Here is a 19,238-nt window from a genome sequence, read left to right on the forward strand (position 1 = left end):
GCGGTACATTGATCGGGTTCGCGCGGGAGTGAGAGATGAAGAACTGGAAAGAAGCGTCCTACGCCGGAATCTTCGGGCTTGCGTGCGCCGGCATGGCGGGAGCGCTCGTCATCCAGTCGGACCCGTTCGGCGATCGGTACGTCAACTCGTCCTTTGTCAATTGGGAAAGCCCGCACGTTCATCCGCTCGACAAGACCCCGAGCGGCGCACGCCTGCTCGCGGTGAACACCGCCGATAACCGGCTGGAAGTATTCGACATCACGCACGGGCTTCCGTACTCGGTCGCGTCGGTTCCGGTTGGTCTTGACCCGGTGAGCGTGCGTGCCCGGACAGAAAACGAAGTGTGGGTGGTCAATCACATCAGCGACACGATCAGCGTTGTCGATCTTTCGACGATGAATGTGGTGCGCACGATCAACACGAAAGACGAACCGAGCGATGTCGTGTTCGCGGGAACGCCCCAGCGGGCGTTTGTGACGTGCTCATCGGCGAAAGTCGTGCAAGTGTTCGATGCCGCGAACCCCGGATCGCCGACCGCCGAGATCGCGATCAAGGGCGAAGTGCCGCGTGCGATGGCCGTCAGCCCGGACGGAACGCGGGTGTACGCGGCGATCTTCGAGTCGGGAAACGGATCGACAATTCTGGGCGGCGGTGCGACAGCGAACATGGGCGTCGTGCTGGGATACCCACCGAACGTTGTCAGCGATTTCTCGGGACCGTACAGCGGCATCAATCCGCCGCCGAATGTCGGGACGCTCTTTGTTCCCGCGAAGAATCCTGCCGCGGGCACGCCACCGAAGGTCGGGCTGATCGTCCGAAAGGACGCGAGCGGAAAGTGGATGGACGACAACTCCGGAGACTGGACCGACCTCGTCAGCGGCGCGAAAGCGGCAAAGTCGGGAAGGATTCCGGGCTGGAACCTACCGGATCGCGATCTCGCCGTGATTGATGCGTCGACCTTGGGAGTTACCTACGCGACGCAGCTCATGAATATCTGCATGGGTGTCGCGGTGAATCCGGCCGACGGCACCGTGACGGTGATCGGAACCGAGGCGACCAACGAGAAGCGATTCGAGCCGGTTCTGACCGGTAAATTCATCCGCGTCGAGATGGCGAGCGTAAATCCGGCGACGCTCGCCTCGACGGTTGTCGACCTGAATCCGCATCTGACGTACGCGGCTTCGAGTATCCCGCAGAGCGAACGGAACAAGTCGTTGGGTGATCCGCGCGGCGTTATTTGGAACAGCCAGGGAACTATCGGATACGTGTCTGGAATGGGCTCGAACAACGTGATTGTTGTGAATGCCGCGGGAGCGCGAGCGGGCCTCGCGCCGACGATCGATGTCGGCGAAGGGCCGACCGGGCTCGCGCTCGATGAGGCGCACGATCGCCTGTACGTGATGAACAAGTTCGAGGGCTCGATCTCGGTTGTGTCTCTCTCAAGCCAGACGCAGATTCTCAAGGTTCCGTTCTTTGATCCGACGACGTCCGACATCAAGACCGGGCGCAAGCACCTGTACAACACGCATATGAACTCTGGGCTCGGGCAGATCGCGTGCGCATCCTGCCACGTCGATGGCAAGATGGATCGCCTCGCCTGGGACTTGGGAGATCCGAGCGGATCGGCGCAGGCGCTCGTCGATCTCAACACCGGCTTCGGCATTCCGGGGCTGAACACCGGGTTTGAAGCTTTTCACCCGATGAAGGGGCCGATGACCACGCAGACGCTGCAGGACATCATCGGACACGAGCCGCATCACTGGCGGGGTGACCGCTCGGGAATCGAAGCGTTTGCCAACGCGTTTCTCGGCTTGCAGGGCGCCGACGGTCCTCTGCCGCCGGGCCCTATGCAGGAGTTTGAGAATTTCCTCGCAACCATCACGTTCCCACCCAACCCGTTCCGGAATATTGACAACACGCTGCCGTCGAATCTGCCGCTTCCGGGACACTTCAGTCCTGGGCGTTTCAGTGCCGCGGGCTTGCCCTTGCCAAACGGGAACGCGGGCAATGGACTGGCGATCTATCGCAGCGCGGCACGCCGGCTCGACAACAACGCGCTCGCCTGTGTTTCCTGCCACACGCTGCCGACCGGCATGGGCCCGGATGCGGCATGGAACGGGACGCAGTTCGTCGCGATTGCACCGGGTCCGCAGGGGCAGCACCACCTCGGGCTTGTCTCGACCGACGGGTCAACCAACGTGACGATGAAGGTGCCGCAGACGCGAAACGAGTACAAAAAGACCGGCTTCAACACCACGCAGCTCGAGAACACCGCGGGCTTCGGGCTGCTGCACGACGGATCGGTCGACTCGATCGAGCGGTTTGTTGCCGAGCCGGTATTCCGCGTGAACTCGGATCAGGAAATCGCAGATCTGACGGCGCTCATGCTCGCGTTTTCCGGTTCCGACATGCCGCTGCCCGCGACGAGCAGCAACATCTTCGAAGCGCCGGGGCCATCGAGCAAGGATTCGCACGCCGCGGTCGGGAAGCAGAGCACGCTTGTGAATCTCGCGACCGCGCTCCCGGCGCAGACGGCGCTGCTGACGACGTACGAGTCGCTCGCGAATTCCGGAAAAGTGGGGCTTGTCGTGCGCGGGCGTTCGGGTGGCAGGATGCGCGGCTGGTCGTACATCGGGAGCGGCGTCTTCCAGTCCGATCACGCGGGGGAGACGATCGGCTCCGGCGCGCTCAAGGCGATCGCGGCGGTCGGCAACGAGCAGACGTGGATGATCGTGCCCAAAGGAAGCGAGACGCGCATCGGGATCGATCGGAATCTCAACGGCATTCTCAACAGCGACGAGCGCGCGTACTGCCCCGGCGATCTGAACGGCGACGGGCTCGTGGAAGATTTGGACTTCCAGGTGTTTGTGGTCAGTTACGACCAGTTGGTGGTGCCGCCCGCGAGCATGGCTGCAGATCTGAACCGAGACGCGCTCGTGGACGATGCTGACTTTGTGGAATTCCTTGCCGGATACAACCAGTTGCTTTGCCCGTAATAAGGCTTTCCGCGGCCGATTCGAGCGCGCTTCGCGGCGAGCCCTAGCCCAGCATTTCCGCCTTCGCGATCGTGACCGGCTCGACCGGCACATCGCCCATGCCCTGTTTGTTCGTCGTTTTCACTTTGCGGATCTTGTCGACAACGTCCATGCCGCTGGTGACTTTTCCAAAGACGGCGTACGCGGCGCCGTCGGGCTGAGGCTTATCGAGGAACGCGTTATCGACGGTGTTGATGAAGAACTGGCTTGTGGCCGAATCGGGGTTTCCGCCCAGGCGCGCCATGGCGACCGCGCCGCGCACGTTCTTGAGCCCGTTCTTCCACTCGTTCTTGATGGGCTTGCTCGTCGCCTTCTTCGACAAGTCGGCGTTGTGTCCGCCGCCCTGGATCATGAACGAATCGATGACGCGGTGGAAAACGGTTCCTTCATAGTGGCCGGACTTGACGTACGCGACAAAGTTTTCGGTGCTGATCGGCGCGTTCTTCGGATCGAGTTCGAGCACGATGTCGCCGTGAGATGTGGTGAGTTTCACTTGCATGAACAAGGGTAGCGACGGAATGGGCGGAGAAGAGACGGGGAGGAGGGGTGAGTAGATGAACAACTCCAAACATGAAAAAAGCGAGAGATAGAAAGATTGAGAGAGGGGCCAGATAGAATCGTGCTTGCCTCCCCGCATCGTCAGCCTGCTTCCCTCCGCGACAGAATCGCTCTGCGCGATCGACGGGGAATCACTGCTCGTCGGTCGCTCGCACGAGTGCGATTATCCGCTTGGAATCTCGGAAATCCCGGCCCTGACCGCGCCGGCGATCAAGCCTGAACGCGCGACAAACCCCGGAGCAATCGACGCCGAGGTGCGCCGGCAAATGTCCTCAGGTCAATCGCTCTACTCGGTGAACGAGAAACTGCTCGCCGATCTCAAGCCCGATCTCATCCTCACGCAGGACTTGTGCGAGGTCTGCTCGATCGATCTGAAGACCGTCCGGCGCATCGCGGAAACTCTCTCACCCCGCCCCGAAATCGTGAGCCTGAATCCACAGACATTCGAGGGCGTACTTGATGACCTCTACACCATCGGGCGCGCCGCCGGTCTCGAATCGCAAGCGGTCTCGAAGGCCGCGGACCTGCGCGAGCGGATGTTCGCCGCGGCGGAGTTCGTGAACGCGCTCGAAGACGGTCCCAATGTCGTGTTGCTCGAGTGGACCGATCCGCTCTTTGTGGGCGGGCACTGGACGCCTCAACTCATCGAGCGTGCGGGTGCGAGACACCCGCTGAATCCGACCGTCGCGAAGGAAGAAGCCGGTGCCGCGGCGGGCCCTCAGATGGCCGAGCGCCTCGCGGGGAAATCAATCCGCGTCGATCCCGAGATTGTCGGGGCACTGAACCCGGACGCGATCATCATCGCGCCTTGCGGCATGGATCTGGCCACGACTCGGACTTGCGCCGATGCGCTGCTGAAGCAAGAATGGTTCCAAGGCCTGAAGGCCGTTCGCGAAGGGCGTGTCGCGATCGTCGATGGAAATCAGATGTTCAACCGCCCGGGCCCGCGGCTCGTCGATGCGTTCGAGTTCCTGGTCGGCTGGTTGAACAACCGCGCGGGCGTCATTCCGATCGGCTTCCCGTGGACATTGCTCGAGCGGCCGTGAATTGGATTACCGCACAATCGTCCAACCCGGGACCGGATTGAATTCGGTTTTCGCGCGGGCGATGGCTTCGGTGTCCGGGCCGAGGTCGCGCTGATACACGATTCCCTGCTTGGAAATCATGAACGACATGATGCCCGAGACGCCGTACTCGGCCGGATAGGCGATGACCGCGAAGCCGCGCGTCATGCGGCCGTTCTCGAGATACGACTGCGCACCGCCCGGGGCGTACCGGCCTTGTGCCGTGAGCATGCGGTAGTAGTAGCCGTGATAGGGCTGCGGTTCGCCGGTGTCGTTGCGCGTGTAACCCTCCGCGCTCGCCTGTGCCGCGAGATTGCCGAGCGGGCTCTGCTGCCCGCCATCGGAGGCCGGCCAGAAAAGGCCGTTCTTCGTTCCCGCGTCGCTGAGGAATTTCTGGGCGTACGCCGGGGGCATGCCTCCGTCCGGGTCCATCATCTGGTATTCCGACTGAGCATCCGCGATCGCGCGGCAGGTCTCGATGCAATCGAGTTCGTTTCGGCCGATGCGCCGGGCGTTCAACTCCTCGATTCCCGCGGCGGAATCAAACCGCCATCCGTCCGAATCATGCACGAGCGGGAATGCCATCGGCCAGTTGTTCTCGCCGACTTCGAGCGTCATCGAGCCGCCTTCGTTTTCGACGAGGCGGTGACTCTGGTCGTACTTCTGCAGGAACTTCTGGACGTTCGCCTTGTCCGCGACGGTATCGCCCGATTCGATGATGTTGGCGTCGACACCCAGTATTCGCGTCAGCGCCGCCTCATCGTGCGCCCGAAGCGCCGCGATACCGGCATCGACCGCCGCCTGAGGGGTCGCGAAGGCCTCGCCCTGGTGGACGATCGGGTCTTGCGGTGAGGAAGAAGCGCACGAGGTCGCGACCACCGCGATTGGGATAAGAGAGGCGTGCGTCAGAATGTGAATCACTCGGTGCCGGAGGCTTGGAAACATGGTGTGAATCTCAAAGAGGAAGAAAGAGTTCGGGAATGCGATAAGGAGAGATCAGCGGCCACGCCCGCCACCACGTGCGCCGCCACCCCCGCTACGCGACGGCGCCGATCGTGTGCCGCCTCCGCTCGGTCGTGACATCTGCTGCGCGCCGCTGCGGCTGGCGTTGCCTCGGTTGCTGGCCTGTCGCGTGGCGTTCCCGCGATCAACGCCGCTGAAGGCGCCCGCATTGCCTGACGACCGATTGTTCTGAGCCTGGCTACGGTCGAATCCGCCCTGCCGGTTCTGGGCCTGTCCCTGGCGATTCTGCATGTTTTGCTGCGCCTGCGAACGGTCAAAGCTGCCGGAATTCTGGCGGTTCAGGCCTCTACCCGAATCGCCGAAGGCACCCTGAGGCGAATTCTCACGCCCGCGGAATTCCTGGCGTGCCTGCGTCGCCTGCGCGCGATCGACGCCGCCGTACTGCTGGGCTGCGGCGCGGTTTGAGTAGGGCGCGCCCTGCCGGTGCGAAGGATCGTGCTGCCATGTCGAGCCGCTGGCGTTGTTGCGATTCACGTTGGTGTTGTTCCGGTTGATGTTCGCGTTGTTGATATTCGTGTTGTTGATATTGACGTTTCGGTTGATGTTGACCGAACCGTTGTTCCAGTTGCAGTGGCCCCAGGAGTTGTTGCTCCAGATCGCGCCGCAGGCGACGCCGATCCCGAACGAGAGGGCCGCGGTGCCCGCGACATATCCCGGCGGGTAATAGGGATACGGCGGATAGGCCGGGTAAGGCCACGCTCCGTAGACAACAGTCGGGTTGTACTGCGGCACATACACAACCTGCGGATCGGCCGGCTGGATGATGATCGTCTGCGTCTGCGACCCCGCCGCGGCAGGCTGCACGGTCACGGTCTGCTGCTGGTTCGATTGGAGGTTGCCCGCCTGCTGCGCCTTGGCGCGCAGACGCTGCACCGCGTCCATCACGTCCTTCTGCTGCGAGATGAACGCGTCGCCGATCTTCGACGTGATATCCAGCTTCTCGCTCATCATGCTCAAAACATCCGGAAACTGGACCAGCGACTTCACGCTCGCGTCCCAGGTTTCGGACTCGAGCGCCTTGGCCAGCGCGTCGCCCTTTAGATCCGTGTGGGCTTTTACCCAGCGATCGGCCTGGACGATTTCGATGGGATAGGTCGAGGCCATCAGCATCTGCGTGAGCAGATCATCCGGATAAAGCGCGATCGGCGCGACGAGCTGGTCGAGCTGCTCGGGCGAAAGCTTGTCGCCGGCGGGCGTCTGCGCCGGAGCGCTCGTCGCGGCGGGCGCGGCCTGCTGGGAGAAGCAACGACTTCCCAAAAGACCGCATGCCATCAAAGAGAAGAGGATCAAGGATGTCGATTTCACGGTGAGCTCCTAGTGCCGATCAGTGTATCGAACCCCACGCGCGAGCGTGGGGCCGGCATTGCTTACTGATTCCGCACGTATTCGATCGCGCGCTGCAGGGAAGTCTCGCTGTTCAAATGCTTCGTGCTCCCGTGGTCAACCCACACCCGGGTTGTGCTCGATGCCAGTCCGGCCTGAATCAGCCTGCGAGTTCCCCAGGATTTAAACTGCTTCATCATCTCATCGGCGTCCGCGCCCGCGGCCGGTCCGACCACGATGTGCAAATGATTCGTCCGCACGTTTTGCTCAAATAGGGGCCACCGGCGAATCTCGGCATGATCGCGGATGGCCCGATCAACAATCGATCGCATTGGTTCGGTCAGAACGAACGGTTACTGCTTCATGCGGGCCATCATCGTGCGGACCACTTTCTCATTCGGCGCAACGTATGGCGTTCCGGGAACGTTCTGGATCTTATTAACCGATCCGCGATCATCCCCGTGCAGCCAAGTGCCGTAGGTGTGCCAGGTGAGCAAGTATCCGTAAAGCGACATGAGCGCAGCCTATCGAACGGCACGCGCGAGTGTGGGATCACCGAAACACGCATTTCATCATGCATGCTCGGGCGGCCCTCCGCTTGCGCGGAGGGTTCTTTGGCGCGTCAGTGTTTCGCCACCACCGCTATCGGCGGCTCCAAAGGCAGCATCCGCGCAAACCGCATGTACGCGTCGTACTGCGCCCGCACTTCGGTCAGCGAATCCCCGCTGAACTTCTCGCTGAAGACCCGCGCCACCTCGAACGCCGCGACGTTCTCGAGCACCACGCTCGCCGCGCTCACGGCGCACACGTCGCTGCGCTCGTAGCTGCTCATCTGGCTTTCTTTGGTGTTCAGATCGACACTCGGCATCCCGCGCAGCAAGGTCGCGATCGGTTTCATCGTGCCGCGGACGACGACGGGCATGCCGTTGGTCATCCCGCCCTCGGTGCCGCCCGCGTTGTTGCTGTCGCGCACGAAACCGAGATGCGGCTTGTCTTTTTGTTTCGCATCAAATCGGATCGGGTCGTGCACCTTGTGCCCCGGCAGGAACGCGCACTCCTTCCCCAGCCCGATCTCGACCGCTTTGAACGCCTGAATCCCCATCACCGCGTACGCGAGCCGCGCATCCAGCTTCGTCGTCCAGTTCATGCACGAGCCGAGCCCGATCGGGCACCCGAAGACGTGCGCCTCGACCAATCCGCCGACCGTGTCCTTGTCCACTTTCGCCTGCCGGATGATCTCGCACTGCTTCGCCGTCACCGCTTCATCCGGGCAATACGTCTCGCTCGCGTCGCGCACCTTCTTCATCTCCTGCCAGTTGGCATCGGTGATCGCAACGTCGGTCTTCGCATCCAGGATGCTCCGCACAAACCCGAACGCCTCGATCCCGAACTCGCGCAGCAGGCATCGCGCCACCGCGCCCGCCGCGACGCGGCTCGCCGTCTCCCGCGCACTCGCTCTCTCCAGCGTTTCGCGGCAATCCGTCGTCAACCACTTCACGCTCCCCGCAAGATCCGCGTGCCCCGGCCTGGGCCGATAGACCGGCGGCGTCTTCTGCAGATCATCGAGTCTCGAATCGTTGTTCCTGATCACCATCGTCAGTGGCGCCGCGATCGTCCGCCCCTGGCGCACGCCGGTGAGAAACTCCACCCGATCCTGCTCGATGCGCTGGCGCCCGCCCCGGCCGTACCCGCCCTGGCGGCGCAGCAGCTCCGCATTGATGAAATCAACATCGAGGTCGAGCCCCGCCGGCAAGCCGGTGATCGTGATAACGAGTGCCGGCCCGTGCGATTCCCCGGCGGTTTGATAATCGAGAACTGGCATACCGAAGGGTATTCGCCCAATCACCCGAACTTCACGCCGCGCCGCTCCGGCCCGAGCAGGGTCACCACGATCGCGCCGACGAAAATAGTCGAAACGCTTACTGCCATCACCTGCGGGTACGGCCAGTCCTTTGCGAGCAGCGACTGCACCCACGCGATGCTCGCCGCGATCATGTTCCCGCACTGATACGCGAACCCCGGCAAAAAGCCGCGCCCCCGATCGGGCGAAAGCTCGTTGATGTGCGCCGGGATGATCCCCCACGCGCCCTGCACCATGAACTGCATGCAGAACGCGCCGCCCATGATCCAGTAGTAGTCGGACGAGAACGCCCACAGCGGCACACACAACAGCGCCCCGACAAACGCCACCGTCATCATCCGCCTTCGCCCGAAGTGATCCGAGGCAAAGCCGAAGATCGCGCCGCCGAAAATGGCGCCGCACATCGCGACCATCACGACCGTCGAATAGTCCTTCGGGTCCATGCCGCGGAACGACTTCATGAACGTCGGGAACATGTCCTGAGTCCCGTGCGACGAGAAATTCATCATCGCCATCAGCAGCGTGAGAAAGAGCAGCAGTTTCCAGTGCGCCGCGATCGAGGCGAACAGGTGGCCCCACCCTTCCGCCTTCGTCCGGTGCCAGACTTCGGATTCCTTGACGAAGAACCGGATGAAAATCGCGAGCAGCGCCGGCGCACCGCCGAGCAAGAACATCGGGCGCCATCCAAACGAATCAAGCATGAAGTACGCCGCGACCGCCGCGAGGAGGAACCCGAACGCGTACCCCTCCTGCAGAATCCCGCTGATCAGCCCGCGCCATCGCGCGCCCGCCTTCTCCATCACGAGCGAAGCGCCGACTCCCCATTCGCCCCCCATGCCGATCCCGAAGAGCGCGCGGAGCACCAGGAACGTGATCAGATTCGGCGAGAACGCCGTCGCCACCTCGACGATCGAGAAGAACACCAGGTTCGCCATCATCGGGATGCGCCGCCCGTACCGGTCGGCCAGCAGCCCGAAGATCAGCGCGCCCACCGGCCGGAACATCAGCGTCAGCGTGAGCGAGAACGCGATCGCGCTCTCTTCGACGTTCAAATCCTTCGCGATTCGCGGCAGCGCGATCACCACCAGAAAAAAATCGAACGCGTCGAGCGTCCACCCGAGAAACCCCGCGCCCACCGCGAGCGATGCATCGCGCGTGGACACGGCCGGCAAGGGACCCGAAGTCTCAGTCTGACGAGAACTCAGCACGCGCCGAAGGTAGCAGATTTTCGCTGCGCGGTTGCGCAAACGCAGGCCGCAAGTCTGCTCGTCATATCCGTTCTTTGTGCCTCTGCTGTGGTCCTCCCTCGTTGCCAACGGGGGAGGTGTCCGAGCGAGTCCGCGAGCGAGGACGGTGGGGGCGGGATGGGGGTTTCAGCGAGCCGCCATCTTGGTCGTGCACGCGTCACGTTGAGGCGGCTTCCGCCTCAGTCCCTCTTCATATTCACAAACTGCAGCGGCAGGTCCACCGACTTCTGCAGCATCGCCATGATGCTCTGAAGGTCGTCGATCTGCTTGCCGCTCAGGCGGATCTCATCGCCCTGGATCGACGCCTGCACCTTCAACTTCGTGTCCTTGATCTGCTTCACCATCTCCTTCGCCTTGTCCTGCGGGATGCCGTTCCGGATCTTGCCGGTGCACTTCACCTTCCCCGCGAGCGCCGGCTCCACCTCGCCGAATTCAAACGACCGCGGCAAGATCCCCCGCTTCATGCACGCGGATTCGAACATCTCGCGCAGGCCCTTCATCTTGCTCTCGTCATCGGCCGTCAGCTTGATCGACTGTTCCTTCTTGTCGCCTTCTTTGACGACCTCGATCTCGGTGTGCGAGCCCCGAAAGTCGAACCGCGCCATCACCGCCTTCTTGGCGTTGTTGATCGCGTTGTCGAGTTCGGCAAAGTTGAGTTTCGAGACGATGTCCAGCGACGGCATGAAAACCCCTTTCAGAAGGGGCGATCGTATGAACGTGAGCGCCGAAGCGGCCATCGGCCCCCGCGGGGCGCACGCTCGCCGGCAAGCATTCGCCCCCGCATACAGCCCATTTCATGCGGCCTTACTTGGCGAGCTTTTCTTCAATCGCCCGCAACCTCGCCTCCAGCTCCGCGTTCTTTGCTCTTAGGCTCGCGATTTCTTCACGCTGCGCCCCGATCTGTGCGTCCTTTTCCGCCCGCAGGTCGCGCAGGGCTTCCACCATCAGCGCCGTCGTCGCTCGCTCGCTCACCGCCCGAAGACCGTTCGCGTCGCGCGTGACCCAATCGGGGAATACCCGCTCCACCTCGTCGGCCATCAGCCCGATCTGCACGCCGGGCAATCCCTTCCCGCTCTTCACGATGTCGTCGTTGTAGAAGTACTCGTAGCCCCGCAGTTTCAGCAGCCGGTCGAGCGTTCCCTTCAATGGCACCATGTCGTGCTTGGCGCGCGGGTCGGAGATCGCCGCCCACGAGCCGCCGCCGGGCTTGCTCGCTAGGCCATCGGAGCGGAACCCAAACGTCGGGTTCCAAATCGCGCCCGGGATTGTCCCGATTGTGAAATAGTCGGCGCTCGCTCCCGAGGAATTGTCGTCTCCGATGATCAACCGCAGTTCGGTGGAGTTGGTCCCGCCCGAAGTCAAATTGACCCGCTGGAACGCGATCATGTCGGTGTTCTCCGCCGTGCCCAGCGTGTTGCCGACGGTGCCGAACGCGAGCAGATTGGAATTGAGAATCTGCACCGCGCCATTCACGCTCAGCGTTTGCTCCGGCGTGATTGTGTTGATGCCCACCCTGCCGGCCGAAGTCAGGATCATCCGCGTCGCGGGAACAGTTGTATCCCGAAAAAGCAGCGAGCCGGCCCCTTCGCCGTTGTTGGCTCCCGCCGAGACCAACGACCAGTAGTGACCGTTGGACGAGTAATTGTTCAGGTTCAGCCAGACTCCGTTCGCGTCGTTCGCGCTGACCACCATCTGGCTGAAGAGCGGCCCGCCGTCCACGTGCAGCCGCGCGGCGGGGCCGATCGTCCCGATTCCGACGCTGCCCGCCGGGTCGATCAGCATCCGGACCAGCGGCGCGTTGCCGTCGAAGAACAGCAGCCGGCCAGGACCCTCCGAATTCGCCGGACCTGTGCTGACGAGCGACCAATCGCGGCCCGATGTTGATTGATTGCGCAGATGGAGCCACGTTCCGACGGTGTGCGACGAATCGATCAGCGCCGTGTTCGTGGCGTTGTTGGAGAAGACATGAAATGGCGAGCCCGGAGAGAGTGTGCCGACGGCTAGGGCGCCCGCCGTGCTGACGCCGCCGGTCACCGCCTTCCAGGGATTCCCAACCAACTCCATCCAGTCCACGTTCAGCGCTTTGCTTGCAACCAGCGCTGTGTTCGCCATCGGCACCGGCGCGATCGGCGTGCGGGGGGAGATCGTCGCCCAGCCGGCCGCGTTGCCAGACGGGGTCGTTGCGCTCACCTCGACCCACAAGTTGCCCGCGACATTTGAAAATGTCGAGAGCGCCTGCGGCACCTGCACCGTGAACACGCCCGCCGCGACGGCGACGTTGTCGATCTCCTGCGCCGGACCGAGCGAACTGCCGCCCGTCGCGCTGTCGAAGACTTCAAACCGCAGGTCCGCCGTGCCGCTGTAGTTCACGCCCGCTTGCGCGAGCTTGCCCTGATACGTGAATCCGCTGTTCACGCCCTCCGCACGCAGCGTAAGGGTGTAGGTCGACGAGACACTCCCCGGACTTCCGCTCGAAATGTTCTGTGCATTGAATGGCGGGGACGCCACGCCGAGAAACACGCTCCCTGCAGGCTGCGACATATTCAACGCCGCGATGGGGGAGTCCGTCGGGCCGCACACCGTGGAGCAGCCGATGTAGAACCGGCCGGTCACCGGCACACCCTTGCTCAACTTGTACACGTTCCGGATATCCAGCTGCGCGTTCTGGATCGTCACGTTCTGCTCGTGGAGCAACCGTGCTTTGTTAATGTCGCCCGATCCGTCGTCCTGCCAGACGAAGATCCGCGCAGTCGCACCGTTCGTTGCTTTTCCCCATTTGCACGAGATGTTCGCGAGCACGTCGATTGAGCCGACGGCCTGAAAGGCGTGCACGCCGATGATTTCGGATCCGCTGCCCGCGGTCCACGCCGTGGTCACCGGTCCGTCGTTCAGGTTGTACTTGCTCGGCGCCGCGCGATCTTCGAACGGCGAAGGCCCCCCCTTTGGCGTGTACGGCACGGCCGTCGGCCCGGCAAACAACAACGTCGGGCATAACGCAAACGCCGCAACACGCATCAGAATCTTCATTGCGAAATCTCCTCGCGCAATCAGAACAACGGTTGCTTCAGATTAGCACAGCCCGATTGGTTGTCCAAATATTTTGCTTGGTTCCCTCCGCGCCGTGATGCGCAATGAGTCCACCGACTACTCCCCGCAACGCGATCGGGCCCTTTTAGGTGTCTTGGTCTCTCCCTCGCTCCGTCTCTTGTCTCTTCTTTTTGCTTCCCATCACGGGCAGACCAATTCGTTATACGCCACGACGAATTCAACAAAGTCCGCGTCGTCAACAAGACTGTCCGCGTTCAAGTCCGCCGGGCATCCCGCCGGCATCGACGGATCCGCGCAGTCGAGAATGTTGTACGCGTTCACGAAAACCGGAAAGTCCGCGTCGTCCACGAATCCATCCTGATTCAGATCCGCCGGACATCCGGGCGGCAGATACGTCAGCCGGATGATCGCAACGCTCCCGCCATTGGATCCCGTGGCCTCGGGGCTGGTCGCGTTCCCGCCCCCGGCCGCCGCGGCGCTGTTCGTCGTCGCATCGCACGCCGTGCCGCCATCGCTGCCGGCGCCCGTGGTCCTGATCTCGATCACCAGCGGTCCGCCTTTGTAGATGTGCTGCGAATCAAGCAGAATGACCGCGCCCCAAGCTCGGGGTGGACCGTTGAACGTGCCTCCCGGATACAAGTCCTTCGCCAGCGCGAGCGACGGGGACTTCACGAGCTGCTTGCCGACAATGTTTTCAGCGAACGTATTGCTGAATGTCGCCGGCGTTCGGAGGCTCTGCCCCATGAACACCCGGTAGTCCGCGATTGTGATGTCCTTTCGCGGCCACGGCAAGAGCCCGGACAAGTTGTCCTGCCTCAGCTGGAACCCGGTGATGCGGCTGTTTACCGGCACGCCGGACATTTCGCCGGCCGAATACATCACTTGGAACGTCCCGAGCCCCGACGCGATCGGGATCGTGTTGCTGATCGCGCCCTCGGTGCTTGCAAACGCCGCCGGCAGCACGATGTGCTGCTCCGCCGCCACAGACCACGACGTCGCCAAAGCCGCAATGCCCGCGCTCGCCACCGCTCTCAGATTCTCCATGTTGAACCCTCCACCCAAAAAAGTTACCACGCCCCGCAACCACGGGTCCGATGCTCACCGCTTCGCGTCCATCGCGCGGCTCGCCGGAGCCCCAAACAGCTCCGGGTGCAGATACCGACCCGCCTCCGCTCCTTCCTTCCATTGCTCCACTTGGATGCGGTGCGCTTCGGCCCACGCATCCCTCCGAATACCGGTCACTTGCCACGACACCGCCGTGCTGCCGCGGCTGGTACGGATCGAGAAGCAGCCCTCCCGCATCTCGCGCACGACCTTGGCCTGCACAAACTCGTCGCTGTCGAGGCTGTCGAGCACCGTGAGCTGATACCGGAATTCGCGGTTGAGCGCATCAAACCAGTCGGGCATTCGCACGGTCGCGTACCCGCGCTCATCGGTCACGATGTTGCCGTTGTAGATGTTCATCATGTCCGGCGACTCGACAAACGAGTGCGACAGGTACTTGTGTTCGGGGTCGAGCGGGTGATCGATGCGGAAAGACCCGCCGGACTTGGTCAGCGTGCCCGCGATGCTTACGTTCCCGCCGAAATAGCCCGCATACCCGGAGGTCGATCGGCCCCAGATTCCGTACGCCACGCTTCCCGCGCTCGCCTCGCCATAGACACCCGTTCCGTTCGTCGAATGCGACAGTCCGTAGACGCCGTAGCTTCCCGTCCCTCCGAACGAAGAGTCGCCCCGCACCGCCGTCATCCCTGTTCCGCCGACGCCGATCCCTTCCGTACCGCCCTGGCCCCACACACCCGTTGCGTTGCTGGCAAGCGCCGAAAACCGCCCGCCGTACGCGCCCCCCTCGCCGTAAACCCCCAGCCCCGCGTTGCAACTCCCTTTCACACCGATCGCGCCCGACGCGCTGCTGGTGTTCTGTCCGTAGACGCCGATTCCAAATCCGTTCGTCGCTGTTCCCCAGAGCGGCGCGAGCTGCGCAGTCAGCGTGATCCCGGTCGCGGCGGTGGTCGTCGCCGTCCACGGCAACACAAGGCCCGAAGCAAGCGGCGTCGCCGTCAACTCCTGGCGCGGCACAATCAAGCTGTACGTGTTCGCGCCAGCCGGGCTCGCCGCGATCTGCAGGTATCGCTTGGCGCTCGGATACTGCGAGCCAAAGTCGATCGACGTGGTGAACTGGCCCGCAAGCACGGTCACCCCCGCCTTGGTCACCGTCGAGCCGATCTGCACTCCGCCGACCGGCGCATCCCAGAGCGAGAATTGCAGGTCGTACATCCCGCTCGCCGGCGCGCCCGACACCTTCAGCACTCCCTGATACGTAAACGACGACGTCGCGGGAGTGTCCGCGCCGAGAGTGCCTTGAGAAATCAACATGAACGCCGCGATCAAGCATTTCCCGCGCATGGCAAGCCTCCGTGCCGATTATCTCACGAATACAAGAACCGCACAATCTCGATTTGGAGGCGTGCCGGACTCCCCGAGTCACACGCCGGCGACCCCCGCTATCTCTGCGGACCCGAACCAAGCCCGCCCGTCGAGCCGACCGGCGGCGGACGAACCCCGACCGTTCTTTGCATTCGCCCGGTGTCGTCCTGCTGGAGAACCCGCGCAACTCTCAGGTTCGGCGCTTCGCCGAAGACGCGGATCATCCACGGGCGTGGGCCTTCTATGTTGATCCACCGCGATTGCCCCAGGTCTTCATCCTGCGCCCGAACAGCGACCGTCGCGATTACGCTGCTCGCCGACAGGGTCTCGCCCGATCGCGCCGGAAGATCGAGCCGCCACGTGCCGCCGGAGTCGATTTGCTTGGCGATTGCCTGATCTTTCTTCACCGGAGTTTCCGGATCGGGCGGCAGCGCATCACCCGCCCATACCAGCGCTTCGACCGCGCTCGGCGAATCGTTTGTCACGATCAATTCATTCGAGCTCGTACCGACTCCGGCGCAACCGACCAGCGCGGCAGTGATCAAGCCCAGTCCGATGCACGCAAGTTTCACCGCAAGACTCCGTCTACTGCATGAGAATCTCTTCGCCGCCGCGATCATGCCAATTGAGCCGCACTGTATCGGTGTCATCCGTGAACGCGTACAGATGGAAGCCGCCGGCACGCTCGGCAACGACCCACTCGCCGCTCAGATACTTCCGAGCCTGCCTGCTCGCGCGGATCGTGAGCCAGATCGATTTGTCGGGCGCGCCGAGTTCGCGCGACGCATTGCTCCGGGGCGCGATCGAGAACTCACTCCCAATCGGTTCGCGCGGGCCTCCGCCCTTTGGGGCCGCAAATGGCTGAACATACAGGATCGAGGCGCTGTCGTTCCGCAAGGAGAACGCGCCCGTCATTCCCGCACCCGGGTCCGGGGGTTTCGTCGCGCACGATGCCACCGCCGCCCCGGCGCTCACGAGCGCAGAAAGAACCAATGTCCTCATCGTGCAATGCTCCGCGCCGAGCGTCCCGGTCAGTTGCCGCCGACTTCGTTCCCGTTGCCGTAATAGAGATGCACGTATCCGTCCTCGCCGTCGCGGGCCTGCAGGTTGAACCCACCTCCCTGGTTCGTGGCGATCCAAGTTCCGTAGTAGCCCTCGCGTCCGCCGACCGAAGTGACGGTGACCGCGACGTATCGCGCACCCTCGATCGCTTCATCCTGCGTTTGGCGCGAAAGTCGCACGAAACGGCTGGCGGACTGCCCCGGCCGGACGAGGAAGAAGTCGGGGAGCGGGAAGAGCAGCTCTCCGGCTTCATTGGAAACATACGGCTCGATCTTGAGGTATCCGGTGCTCTCGTTCGCCACCGCGACTTCCGCTCCCGATTCGCCCCAGCCGCTCGAGTCATCCCCGAAGCCTCCGCCCATGGGGCCCACGCCATCGCCCGCGCCCCCGTCACCCGAACCCGTCGCGCAGCCGCAAAGCACAAGAATCGCGCTCGCGAGCGCGGCGCCGAAGATCATCGAATATCGGATCGAATCCGGTTTCATGAAGTCCCCTTTCGTTCTCGACGTTGTATCACTTTTTTGGCGGCTTCGCCGGAATCTCCAACTCCTCGATGACGGTCCGTCGCACTACCACGTTTCCCGTCACAGTTTCGCGCACCTGCTCGCTGGTCTCTTGGCGCACGACTCGCTTCTCGGTCGGCGGCGTCGTGCCGGATGGTCCGACCGGCTCCCGCACCCCTTTCCAGATAGCGCCGAAGAACTCTCCGAGCGAACGGGAGAGCGATTTGCCACCCTGTGGATCCATGACCGATTGTTGCACCCGAGCCGGCCGATCGGCGCTCAGGGAAGCGGGAGTTGGTGAATCACAGGAAAAAAATGGGTGCGAAGACCCGACTGGGCGTTCGCACCCTGCGCGAAGAAAATCAAAGACGGCCGCCGGGCAATAGGCCGCGAATCGTGCACCGGGCGGCCGCTGAAAACCCCGCGATGCCGGGGACGGACCTCGCGGGGACGTGGAAACGAGAACTACTTGGGCTTCGGCTGCGTGTCGCGGAGGTCGCGATCACGCTTATTCATGTCGCGGTCCATGCGCCGCGACGAATTGTTCCAGTTGGTGTCGTAGTAGTACGGCTCTGAAATCCCGTAGGTCTGGTAGATGGTTTGATACCTGTTGTCACCGCTGATCGAACTCAGGTCGGACGGCGTTTCGGGTGAACTTGTGATCATCGACTTGGTCGCGTCGAGCATGACGGAGTCCTCGGTGATGACCATCGCGACGCCCCAGGGGACCAGCCGCTTTGTGTCGCCGATTCCGAGAATGTTCTGATCTGGATCGATCGACAGGAACGCGATGCGGCCCGTGCCGGTTTCAACGATCAAGTCGTTCACCTTGCCACACTGTTCGCCGCGAGCGTAGATCTGCTTGCCGTCGATATCGGAGTTCAGCAGGAACGGATAGCCGATTGTCCGGTTCTTGTCCGCCTTGTCAAATTCCCACCAATGCGCCTTGCCGGACTTGTCGTACAGAGGCACATCCGAGGCGTTCACCTGGAACGAGCGTGCGACCAGGACCGGATGCCCGTCGCGCTCCACGCGGGTCACGCGCATCTCGACCGGCGCATCGCGATAGACAGGATTGGTGTTCCCCGACATGTAGTATGTCGGGGCGACGATCACAGACTCGTCGGTTCCATCAGGCCTGCGCACGGTCACGATCATCTCTTCCGTGTTCGTCCCCGGTGCCTCGCGCCGGTCGACTTTGGTCACCTTGCCCTTGACGACCGACTCATCGGAAGTGGATGACGAGGGGTAGTAGTTCTTCGGCGTGCGGTAGTAATCGCGGCTCAGACGATTCGACAGGCTCTCCGCGGTTCCTTGCCAGGTTTCTTCCTTGTATTCCGGCCAGCTCTTCACTTGATCGCTCGTCGCTTCGAGCGTGAGCTGCTTGTCGGCCGCGTTCCAGCCGAAAGAGGTGAACGGAACAACGACTTTCTTCGTGCCGATCCCGAGGAAGCCGCCGGCGTTCACGACGACGTACGTCACCGCGCCGGAGCCGCGGTCGATGATCAGATCGCTCACGCTGCCGACGTCCTTCTTCGCCGCATTCTCGATGCTCGAGCCGCGCAGCTTGTCCGCTGACGCATAAGTGCGCGAGGCGTAGTTGTACGAGGGCGTGCGCATATCGCCGGAATTCGCGTGCCGCGGCGGCATCTGCCTGTTGGGATCCTGCTGCCGGTTCTGGTCCTGTTTCGATGGCTCCTGCGCGGGCTGCGCGGCGACGGAGAAGCAGCCGCCAACCACCGACGCCAAGACACACGCTGTCAGTCTGCGGGTGTTCGTATTCATGCCCTGAAACTCCTTGTGTTCCGTTCGCGCGACCGTCTCAACGCGAGATCCCGAAGACCCGCGAACGATTCCTATGGTGCGTACGCGCCGCGAGCAGACGGTGATTCTGCCTTAAGAATCGATTCACCGCTCCGAAGATTTGCGTCCCGAGCGTTTCTTTCGCTCCCCTGAGTGTGAATTCACTTTCGGCTCACTGAACCGCCATGTTCAAACCGCATAAAGAGTGACGTCGGCGCTATTGCGCCGGTCGCTGTTCGAAGGGCATGGGGGCGCGCACCCGGCGGGTCGGGTGCGAAATCCGG

At 62.8% G+C, this 19,238-nt stretch carries 18 protein-coding genes; 2 read left to right on the forward strand and 16 right to left on the reverse strand.

Translation table 11 applies throughout. The annotated features are described in order from the left end of the window. The first annotated feature begins 35 nt into the window (after positions 1–35). A complete protein-coding gene (locus KF691_01380; GenBank protein MBX3388086.1) occupies positions 36–2,996 on the forward strand; it encodes a hypothetical protein in 2,961 nt (986 codons plus the stop codon). A 43-nt stretch (positions 2,997–3,039) separates the two neighbouring features. Here the strand turns inward: KF691_01380 and KF691_01385 are convergent, their stop codons facing one another. Then, positions 3,040–3,534: a peptidyl-prolyl cis-trans isomerase gene (locus tag KF691_01385; GenBank protein MBX3388087.1), complete on the reverse strand. Its 495-nt coding sequence runs from the start codon at positions 3,532–3,534 to the stop codon at positions 3,040–3,042. A 124-nt stretch (positions 3,535–3,658) separates the two neighbouring features. Between KF691_01385 and KF691_01390 the strand changes: the two genes are divergently transcribed. Next, positions 3,659–4,639: an ABC transporter substrate-binding protein gene (locus tag KF691_01390; GenBank protein ID MBX3388088.1), complete on the forward strand. Its 981-nt coding sequence runs from the start codon at positions 3,659–3,661 to the stop codon at positions 4,637–4,639. A gap of 6 nt (positions 4,640–4,645) precedes the next feature. Here the strand turns inward: KF691_01390 and KF691_01395 are convergent, their stop codons facing one another. The 15 genes from KF691_01395 to KF691_01465 form a co-directional block, all read right to left on the reverse strand. Further along, positions 4,646–5,602 carry a DUF2950 domain-containing protein gene (locus KF691_01395; GenBank protein MBX3388089.1) on the reverse strand — a complete coding sequence of 319 codons (957 nt, stop codon included), beginning with the start codon at positions 5,600–5,602 and terminating at the stop codon, positions 4,646–4,648. 51 nt (positions 5,603–5,653) lie between these two features. After that, positions 5,654–6,985 carry a DUF3300 domain-containing protein gene (locus KF691_01400; protein MBX3388090.1) on the reverse strand — a complete coding sequence of 444 codons (1,332 nt, stop codon included), beginning with the start codon at positions 6,983–6,985 and terminating at the stop codon, positions 5,654–5,656. 62 nt (positions 6,986–7,047) lie between these two features. After that, a complete protein-coding gene (locus KF691_01405) occupies positions 7,048–7,335 on the reverse strand; it encodes a transposase (protein ID MBX3388091.1) in 288 nt (95 codons plus the stop codon). A gap of 21 nt (positions 7,336–7,356) precedes the next feature. Then, a complete protein-coding gene (locus KF691_01410) occupies positions 7,357–7,518 on the reverse strand; it encodes a hypothetical protein (GenBank protein MBX3388092.1) in 162 nt (53 codons plus the stop codon). 107 nt (positions 7,519–7,625) lie between these two features. After that, positions 7,626–8,825 (reverse strand): chorismate synthase, encoded by a 1,200-nt coding sequence (gene aroC, locus KF691_01415; protein MBX3388093.1) that lies wholly within the window; start codon positions 8,823–8,825, stop codon positions 7,626–7,628. Between the two features lie 20 nt (positions 8,826–8,845). Further along, on the reverse strand, positions 8,846–10,027 hold the full coding sequence (locus tag KF691_01420) for an MFS transporter (protein MBX3388094.1): 1,182 nt from the start codon (positions 10,025–10,027) through the stop codon (positions 8,846–8,848). 263 nt (positions 10,028–10,290) lie between these two features. Beyond that, a complete protein-coding gene (locus KF691_01425; GenBank protein ID MBX3388095.1) occupies positions 10,291–10,794 on the reverse strand; it encodes a YajQ family cyclic di-GMP-binding protein in 504 nt (167 codons plus the stop codon). Between the two features lie 121 nt (positions 10,795–10,915). Next, positions 10,916–13,138, reverse strand: coding sequence for a tail fiber domain-containing protein (locus KF691_01430; GenBank protein ID MBX3388096.1), 2,223 nt, complete (start codon positions 13,136–13,138; stop codon positions 10,916–10,918). A 201-nt stretch (positions 13,139–13,339) separates the two neighbouring features. Next, entirely contained in the window at positions 13,340–14,203 is an 864-nt protein-coding gene (locus KF691_01435; protein MBX3388097.1) for a hypothetical protein, read from the reverse strand. A gap of 54 nt (positions 14,204–14,257) precedes the next feature. After that, positions 14,258–15,565, reverse strand: a complete 1,308-nt coding sequence (locus KF691_01440; GenBank protein MBX3388098.1) for a hypothetical protein — start codon at positions 15,563–15,565, stop codon at positions 14,258–14,260. Positions 15,566–15,663: 98 nt separating this feature from the next. Next, entirely contained in the window at positions 15,664–16,158 is a 495-nt protein-coding gene (locus KF691_01445; GenBank protein MBX3388099.1) for a hypothetical protein, read from the reverse strand. 13 nt (positions 16,159–16,171) lie between these two features. After that, on the reverse strand, positions 16,172–16,588 hold the full coding sequence (locus KF691_01450; GenBank protein MBX3388100.1) for a hypothetical protein: 417 nt from the start codon (positions 16,586–16,588) through the stop codon (positions 16,172–16,174). Positions 16,589–16,617: 29 nt separating this feature from the next. Beyond that, positions 16,618–17,133 (reverse strand): hypothetical protein, encoded by a 516-nt coding sequence (locus KF691_01455; protein MBX3388101.1) that lies wholly within the window; start codon positions 17,131–17,133, stop codon positions 16,618–16,620. Positions 17,134–17,161: 28 nt separating this feature from the next. Further along, positions 17,162–17,395, reverse strand: coding sequence for a hypothetical protein (locus tag KF691_01460; GenBank protein MBX3388102.1), 234 nt, complete (start codon positions 17,393–17,395; stop codon positions 17,162–17,164). A gap of 221 nt (positions 17,396–17,616) precedes the next feature. Next, positions 17,617–18,936, reverse strand: coding sequence for a PRC-barrel domain-containing protein (locus KF691_01465; GenBank protein ID MBX3388103.1), 1,320 nt, complete (start codon positions 18,934–18,936; stop codon positions 17,617–17,619). Positions 18,937–19,238: the final 302 nt, after the last annotated feature.

The organism is Phycisphaeraceae bacterium (genome assembly GCA_019636555.1).
Taxonomy (GTDB): Bacteria; Planctomycetota; Phycisphaerae; order Phycisphaerales; family UBA1924; genus JAFEBO01.

Excerpts from the sequence above, each read along its gene's own strand:
- KF691_01380 (MBX3388086.1), top strand. The coding sequence starts at position 36 with ATGAAGAACTGGAAAGAAGCGTCCTACGCCGGAATCTTCGGGCTTGCG.
- KF691_01385 (MBX3388087.1), bottom strand. The coding sequence starts at position 3,534 with ATGCAAGTGAAACTCACCACATCTCACGGCGACATCGTGCTCGAACTC.
- KF691_01395 (MBX3388089.1), bottom strand. The coding sequence starts at position 5,602 with ATGTTTCCAAGCCTCCGGCACCGAGTGATTCACATTCTGACGCACGCC.
- KF691_01405 (MBX3388091.1), bottom strand. The coding sequence starts at position 7,335 with ATGCGATCGATTGTTGATCGGGCCATCCGCGATCATGCCGAGATTCGC.
- KF691_01410 (MBX3388092.1), bottom strand. The coding sequence starts at position 7,518 with ATGTCGCTTTACGGATACTTGCTCACCTGGCACACCTACGGCACTTGG.
- aroC (MBX3388093.1), bottom strand. The coding sequence starts at position 8,825 with ATGCCAGTTCTCGATTATCAAACCGCCGGGGAATCGCACGGGCCGGCA.
- KF691_01425 (MBX3388095.1), bottom strand. The coding sequence starts at position 10,794 with ATGCCGTCGCTGGACATCGTCTCGAAACTCAACTTTGCCGAACTCGAC.
- KF691_01430 (MBX3388096.1), bottom strand. The coding sequence starts at position 13,138 with ATGAAGATTCTGATGCGTGTTGCGGCGTTTGCGTTATGCCCGACGTTG.
- KF691_01435 (MBX3388097.1), bottom strand. The coding sequence starts at position 14,203 with ATGGAGAATCTGAGAGCGGTGGCGAGCGCGGGCATTGCGGCTTTGGCG.
- KF691_01440 (MBX3388098.1), bottom strand. The coding sequence starts at position 15,565 with ATGCGCGGGAAATGCTTGATCGCGGCGTTCATGTTGATTTCTCAAGGC.
- KF691_01450 (MBX3388100.1), bottom strand. The coding sequence starts at position 16,588 with ATGAGGACATTGGTTCTTTCTGCGCTCGTGAGCGCCGGGGCGGCGGTG.
- KF691_01455 (MBX3388101.1), bottom strand. The coding sequence starts at position 17,133 with ATGAAACCGGATTCGATCCGATATTCGATGATCTTCGGCGCCGCGCTC.
- KF691_01460 (MBX3388102.1), bottom strand. The coding sequence starts at position 17,395 with ATGGATCCACAGGGTGGCAAATCGCTCTCCCGTTCGCTCGGAGAGTTC.
- KF691_01465 (MBX3388103.1), bottom strand. The coding sequence starts at position 18,936 with ATGAATACGAACACCCGCAGACTGACAGCGTGTGTCTTGGCGTCGGTG.